The 6983-nt window shown below is 70.3% G+C and carries 6 protein-coding genes; 3 read left to right on the top strand and 3 right to left on the bottom strand.

Annotated features, from left to right (window positions below; genetic code table 11):
* Nucleotides 1-615 precede the first annotated feature (615 nt).
* From JL475_RS37570 to JL475_RS37560, 3 genes are all read right to left on the bottom strand, one after another.
* Complete coding sequence (locus tag JL475_RS37570; RefSeq protein ID WP_202282700.1) at nt 616-1374, bottom strand: SDR family NAD(P)-dependent oxidoreductase; 759 nt, start codon at nt 1372-1374, stop codon at nt 616-618.
* 25 nt (nt 1375-1399) lie between these two features.
* Nucleotides 1400-2746, bottom strand: coding sequence for an MFS transporter (locus JL475_RS37565; RefSeq protein ID WP_202282699.1), 1347 nt, complete (start codon nt 2744-2746; stop codon nt 1400-1402).
* Nucleotides 2747-2825: 79 nt separating this feature from the next.
* Nucleotides 2826-3410, bottom strand: coding sequence for a TetR/AcrR family transcriptional regulator (locus JL475_RS37560; protein WP_202282698.1), 585 nt, complete (start codon nt 3408-3410; stop codon nt 2826-2828).
* A gap of 107 nt (nt 3411-3517) precedes the next feature.
* On the opposite strand from JL475_RS37560, the gene JL475_RS37555 reads away from it, so the two are divergent.
* The 3 genes from JL475_RS37555 (at nt 3518) to JL475_RS37545 (ending at nt 6663) form a co-directional block, all read left to right on the top strand.
* Nucleotides 3518-3724, top strand: coding sequence for a DUF6417 family protein (locus tag JL475_RS37555; RefSeq protein WP_237409393.1), 207 nt, complete (start codon nt 3518-3520; stop codon nt 3722-3724).
* Between the two features lie 305 nt (nt 3725-4029).
* Nucleotides 4030-5022 carry a hypothetical protein gene (locus JL475_RS37550; protein ID WP_202282696.1) on the top strand — a complete coding sequence of 331 codons (993 nt, stop codon included), beginning with the start codon at nt 4030-4032 and terminating at the stop codon, nt 5020-5022.
* Between the two features lie 255 nt (nt 5023-5277).
* A complete protein-coding gene (locus JL475_RS37545) occupies nt 5278-6663 on the top strand; it encodes an IS1380 family transposase (protein ID WP_202282695.1) in 1386 nt (461 codons plus the stop codon).
* Nucleotides 6664-6983 lie beyond the last annotated feature (320 nt).

Here is a 6983-nt window from a genome sequence, read left to right as displayed (position 1 = left end):
ACCTGTAGCCACCACGGCAGCCCGGCCCGCATACCGCGGTGGGCCGGGCCTTTGCGTAGCGCGCCGGACGAGCCGGCACACCGTGTGAGCAACCCGGCTCGGCAGAAGACGGCAAAGGCGCTGAGCGACCCGTAGCCGTCCTCTTCTTGCATGGTGGTGACCAACGGGTGCCCGGCGCTGCGGCCCTTGTTCGCCGGGGGTCTTTCAGCACGCCGATACCCCTCATCCGGCGTTACTGGGAGGCCGGCGAACTGCCCGGTGCCGTGCTCGATGAGAACCGCGGCTGGCCGTTCCCGCCTGCCGGGGCGGCCTCCGGTGGGTGGGGTCATCCGCTGGGCGGTTTGTCCTGGGTGGGCAGTGTGCCGGTGCAGGTGGTGCGGCCGAACTCCCCGGCCGCGGTGGCGCTTTGGACGTGCTGGCCACGCACGGCGAGGGCACAGCGGACCTGCCTTCCCGCCCTTCTTGTCGAGGACGATGCTGACGACCGGGTCCTGGCCGAGCGGGACCTTTACGGTCGCACGCCACGGCAGCGTGGCTGCCGTCACGACGGTGGCCTGCCCAGTCTCGCTGCGCCCCTGATAGGTGGGGAAGGGGGCCGTCGAAGCCTACGTACCGTCAGGCCGAGGAACCACTGTCGATGACCAGGTCGGTGCCGACCACCGCGCCGGCCGTGGGCGAGGCGAGGTAGAGCACCGCGGCCGCCACTTCTTCGGCTTCCGCGACCCGGCCGAGCGGGTTTTCCGTCTTCATCCGCTCGGTACGGTCGGCCTCGGTCTCACCGGGCCGCAGCGACATGGACGTGGCAGCGGCGCCGGGGCTGACGGCGTTGATGCGGATGCCCTGGTGGATGTGGTCGAGAGCGGCGGCGCGGGTCAGCGCGGAGACCGCTGCCTTGGAGGTGATGTAGGCGGCGGCGTTCGGGATCCGCAGGTGTGCTCCCAGGTTGGAGGAGATGTTGACGATGGTGCCGCCGCCGTTTCCCTTCATGTGCGCGATCTGGTGTTTCATGGCCAGCCAGACGCCGGTGACGTTGGTCCGCAGCACCGCGTCCCAGTCCTCCTCGCTCACCTCGCCGACCGGTACGGTGCCGCGGAGTGTTCCGGCGTTGTTGACGGCGACGTCCAGTCCGCCGAAGCGGGTGACGGTCTCGTGTACCAGGTTCTGGAGTCGGCCGGAGTCGGTGACGTCGGCGGTGACGGCGGTGGCCGTGCCGCCGGCGGCCTCGATGAGACCGACCGTTTCGTCCAGGGAGGTTGCGGTGCGTCCCGCGGCGACCACGGATGCGCCCTCGGCGGCGAAGGCGCGCGCGATTGCGCGGCCGAGGCCGGAGCCGGCGCCGGTGACGAGGACGGTCTTGCCGGTGAAGCGGTTCATTTCGGTGGCTCCCTTGAGTGATGGGTTACTGGGTGCGGTGGGTCAGGAGGGCCACGGCGGCGAGGGCGGCCCCCGTCGCGGCCAGGGACGAGGCGTCGCTGCCGAGCGTGAGCAGGAGTGCGAACAGGACGGTCGGGCCGCATTCCATCGCGGTGTTCAGTACGCCGCCCGCGAGCCCGGTCTGCTGCTGCGGCACGCCTTCGGTGGCGAGCACGGCGGCTCCCGCGAAGGAGGCCGCGGTGCCGGCCGGCAGCAGCACGAGGCCCGGCAGCAGTCCGTACCCGTATGAAATGTGTGCGTCGATCCCGGTGAGCGCGAGGAGGGCGAGCCCGGCCGCGCCGGTGCCGAGCCCGGCCGCTGTGACGGTTCGGGCCCCGTACCGGTCGATGAGCGGTCCTGCCGCGCGGCTTGAGGCGATCAGCGCGACGGCGAACGGTACGAAGGCGGCCGAGGTCTGCAGCTGTGACCAGTCGCGCGCCTGCTGGAGGTGGAGCGAGAGGACCACGAAGGTCATCGCGGTTCCGCAGGCGCTCAGTGCGATGGCCGTGAGGGCGAGGGCCCGCCGCCGGTCGAGCAGGAAGCGGGGCGGCAGCAGCGGGTCGCGGGCGCGGCGCTCGGCGTACCAGAAGGCGGCGAGCAGCGCGGCCCCGGCGAGCAGCGGTACGAGCACGCCGGCCGACGGCCAGGGGTGGGCGTCGGTGACGACGAGTCCGTAGCTGGCCAGGGTGATTCCGGTGGTGGCGAGCAGGGCACCCGGCAGGTCGAGAGTCCGGTGCCGGTTCGGCGTGGTGTCCGGCAGTAGCCGGGGCGTGAGGGTGAGGGCTGCGAGGGCCACCACGAGCGGTATGGCGAAGGTCCAACGCCAGGACAGCAGCGCTGAGATGACGCCGGAGAGCAGATTGCCCGCGGTCGCGCCGAGTACCGAGAGCCCGCCCCAGGTGGCCATCGCCCTGCCGTACGCGGGTGGGGAGGGGAAGACGGCGCGCAGCACGGCCATGGCGGCGGGCGCGATCAGGGCCGCCCCCGCGCCCTGTGCGAAGCGGGCTGCGAGCAATGTCCCGATGCCGGGGGCGAGCGGGGCGGCGGCCGAGGCGGCGGCGAAGAGGACCAGGCCTGCGGTGAGGGCGCGCCGCCCGCCGTAGCGGTCCGCGAGGCGTCCGCCGAAGAGCAGCAGCCCGGCGAAGGTCAGTCCGTAGGCGGCGCTGAGCAGGATCAAGTCGGCGCGGTGCAGGCCTAATTCGCGCCCGATGCGGGGCAGCGGTACGGCGAGCGCGGCGAGCGTGAAGATCAGCGTGGTCTGGACGCTACCGAGGAGGACGAAGGCGCATCGCTGCCGCATGGTGGCGACGCGAGCAGTGCCCGTGGCGGTCATGCCGTCCTCCTGATATTTGACCGATCGGTTCATTATTTGGGCGTGCGGAAGGGAGCCCGGTGGTTCCGGCGGGGGTGAGTCAGTCCAGCAGGGCCAAGGCCTGTTCGGCCGCGTCCCGCACCCGGGCGGGATCGTTCGACGCCTTGCCGACGATCCGTACCCCCTGCAGCAGGACGAGCAGCATGCGGGCCAGCGCCCGCGGATCGCGACCCTCGGGCAGCTCGCCCTGGGCCTGGGCTCGTACGAGCGCGGAGTGCAGCAGGGTCTCGACATGCTCCCAGCTGATCTCGACCCGGCGGGCCGCCGCAGGGTCGTGCGGGGCCAGCTCGGCCGCGGTATTGGTGACGAAGCAGCCGTTCAGCCGCCCTTCCGGGGAGGCGGCCTCCGCGGCGAAGCGGCGCACCACCGCCCGCACCGCGGGCAGTGCGGGGCCCGGCTGGGACAACTCGGCGAGGAGAGCCGCGTCGCGCGTCTCGGCGTACCGGTCCAAGGCCTTCAGATACAGCTCGTGCTTGCTGCCGAAGGTCGCGTAGAGGCTGGCGCGGCCGATGCCGAGGTGCTCGACGAGGTCCGTCATCGACGTCGCTTCGTAGCCGCGCCGCCAGAACAGCTCAAGGGCCGACTGCAGCGCGGCGTCCGGATCGAATTCCTTGGTCCTGGCCACGTCGAAGACCATAGGCGCATCTGGAACGGCCGGTCAAATAACTGCGCACCATGGCCGCCCCAGAACTTGTGCGTGACCGTGGCGCCCGGGGAGTCGTTGCGCTGGTCATGGATGACGACGAGCACCTCGATCCGGAGGAGAGCGGGTACGCGCCGGTGGATCACACGGCCCAGCGGCTGGCGCTGCTGACCCTGGAGGAGGCGCACGATCTGCTGCGGCTGCTGCTGACGGTGGCGCAGCAGGAGGGGCCGATGTCGCCGGAGGCGGACCGGCTGGCGAAGGAGATCGCCGCGCGCATCCCGTCAGAGAACTGACCGTCCTCACCGCTACAGCCGAGCTGTGCCCGGCTTGTGTAACATTCCGCGACTTCGCCGCCCCCTCGGGTCCTCGGCAGGGGGCCTGACCAGGCACCTCGTCGCCCTCGGCCGGCGCGTCTGAATAGGGATCATGACGGTTCTTCAGGATCCCCGAAGAACCATCATGATCTAGGCGAATCCATCGCTCCCGTCTGTCGGGCTGACCTGCGGCAACGGGAGAGGAAAGCCGGGGCGAATCCGCAGGATGTCGCACAATCGGGGGATCCCCACCCTGGCCGCCTTTTCCGATAGTCTGACCGATCATGTCCATATCACTTGAGCGTCGCCGCCGTACCGCCGGGGCTCCGGCCCGAAGATCGGCCGCCGTCGCCGCCGTATGCGGTCTGCTGCTCACCACCGGCTGTTCCCTCACCTCCGGCTCGGGATCCGACTTTGAGGACGCCTCGGGACTGTCCGCGGCGCTCGGGAAGGTCTCGTCCGAGCCCGGGACCTGGAGCGTCGTGTACACGGACAGCGCGAGGCTTCGGGAGCTGACGAAGCAGGCCCCGGAGCGGTTCGCCGACTTCCGGCCGTTCCCCGATTCGGAGCTCGCCACCGAGCTCAGCGGCTCGGCTGCCTCGAGATACCGGATCGACCCGGACCAGGTCGAAGAAAGGCTGTGGATCCAGTCGACCGACTCCCCGCTCATGGCCGGTTACTGGCGGGGCGCCTTCGACTCCGAGTCGATCACCAAGAAACTCAAGGCCGAAGGGCGCCAGGAGCGCGAGCAGGACGGGGTGACGGTCTGGGGCGGGGACGAGGACAGCCAGAGGGACTACACCGTGTCCGACCAGGAGTTCACCCACGTCCGCCCGGTGGGCACCCGGGTGTTCCACCCCGCCGACGGCAAGGCGCTCGCCGACAAGGCCGAGTACCGCCAGCTTGTCGCCTGTCTCGGTGACGTCTACTCGGTGAGCATCGAACCGCGCCAGAGCGGCATCGACCCGCGCCGGGGCGGGAAGGAGCTCTCGCACCTGGCGATCGGCCAGCTCGCCCGGTCCGCCGACGACACCTCCGGAGTCGTCTGCGCGGTCGCCCGCAGCAAAAAGTCCGCGCTGAAGGCCTCCGAGACCGTCAAGGCCGTGCTCGAGGGCCAGCCGCAGTACGCGGGGTCCGAGGTGACGGTCCTTGAGGGGGACGAGGGCGAGGGGCAGCCGTCCGTGGTGAAGGTGACCGTTCCCGACAATCCGGACGACAAGAAGGTCGGCAAGATCGCGCGACGCGGCCCGCTGCTGACGGCGCTGCTGAAACTGTGACCGGGGCCGGGCATGCGCCGGTGGACACCGCCCGCGGCGACAGGCCGTGGGCGGTGTCCGACGTACAGGGGTTGGGCGCGGAGGGAATACCGGTGTGTCGCGAGCAGAAACCGCAGACGGGCCTCGGTGCCTGATCCTGGATCCACCGCGTGATGATCGGCCTGTGGACGGAGAAATAAGAAGAGGTGCCCGCTGACCTGCGATAATGGGAGTTCCTACGCTTCCATCAGCCGCACACAGCAAGGCACCTCGTCAGTGAAAGTCTCCCACAGCCCGGCGACGCTGTTCGCCGCGTTCGACGACCCGGACCTGATCGCGCATGCCGGGCTGGTCCCGACGATCCGGCTGGCCGAGCGGTGCGGGCTGCCCGCTCTGGTGGCCGAGAAAGTGAAGCTCACCGGTGCGAAAAACGGTGCCGGTACGGCCGCCGAGGCGAAGGCCATGAGCATCGTGGGCGGGATGGTCGCCGGGGCCGACAGCATCGACGACCTGGACGTGCTCCGCCACGGCGGCCTGCCGCGCTTGTTCGGCGGGGTGCGTGCCCCGTCCACGCTGGGCACCTTCCTGCGCGCGTTCACCTGGGGACACGTGCGCCAACTGGAGTCCGCCACACGGGCGTTCACCTGCAATCTCGTCGCGCACACCGGCCTGGTCCCCACCGGGGACGAGGTGGTGTTCGTCGACATCGACTCCAAGGTCAAGCAGGTCTACGGGCCGGCCAAGCAGGGCGCCTCCTTCGGCTACACCAAGGTCCGCGGCCTGCACTTCCAGATCGTCACGGTCAAGACCGCCACCTGCGCGCCGGTCATCGTGGCAACGAGGCTGCGCAGGGGCTCGGCAGGCTCCGGCAAGGGCGCGGCGAGTCTGCTGCGCGAGGCACTGGCCACGGTGCGGGCGATGGGTATCACCGCACAGATCATCGTCCGGGCGGACTCCGCGTACTTCTCCCACAAGGTCGTCGAGGTCTGCCGCAAGGCCGGCGCGCGCTTCTCCCTCGCCGTCGCGGTCAGGAAGAAGATCCGCGAGGCCATCGCCGAAATCCCCGAGTACGCCTGGACTCCGATCAAGTACGCCGCCGTCTGGGACGCCGAGGAGGAACGCTGGATCTCCGACGCGGAGATCACCGAGGTCCCCTTCACCGCGTTCACCAGCAGGAAGAAGGCGTTGCACACCACAGCCCGGCTGATCGTGCGCCGGGTGAAGCGGCTGAACCCGAAGAGCGTGCCCGAGGGGCAGGCCGAGCTGTTCGGTGTCTGGCGCCACCACGTCATCTTCACCAACAGCCCGTTCGTCCTGGCCCAGGCCGAACCCATGCACCGCGAACACGCTGTGGTGGAACAGGTCTTCGCCGACCTGGAAGACTCCGCGCTCGCCCACCTGCCGTCGGGGAAGTTCACCGCGAACGCCGCCTGGCTCACCCTCGCGGCCACCGCCTACAACCTCACCCGCGCGGCCGGCCACCTCGCCTCCGTCTTCCATGCCAGGGCACGGACCGGCACCATCCGCCGCCACCTGATCAACATCCCCGCCCGGATCGCCACCGGCGCCCGCCGCCTCACCCTCCACCTGCCCCAACCCTGGTGCTGGCAGGACGACTTCACCGACCTGTGGACAGCGACCGGACAGCGCATGGTCACCTGACCCGCGCCACCGCCCTGCCCGCCCACGATCCGAAAGACCTCGGAGACCCCGCACCGGACGGCCACCCGGCGCTCACCGCTGCCCGCACCCCGAAGAAACACCCGAAACCCACCCGACACCCGTGAACAGAATTCACGCGGTGGATCGAGGCTCAGACCAACGACGGTGCCAAGGGGAGGGAAACGGGGCTCGACCAGCTACCCGCGACCTACTTTGCGGCTGGTGTCTGAGCTAGGACTCCGGGGCCGATACCCGCCGGCGGGGCCCCGGTTCGGGGTCCGCCGACGGAGCACCGCCGTTCGGCAGTGCGTCTTCCGGCA

The organism is Streptomyces sp. M2CJ-2 (assembly GCF_016757295.1).
Lineage (GTDB): Bacteria > Actinomycetota > Actinomycetes > Streptomycetales > Streptomycetaceae > Streptomyces.
Note: the sequence above shows the minus strand (reverse complement) of the source record. Positions and strands in the feature narration are given on the sequence as shown.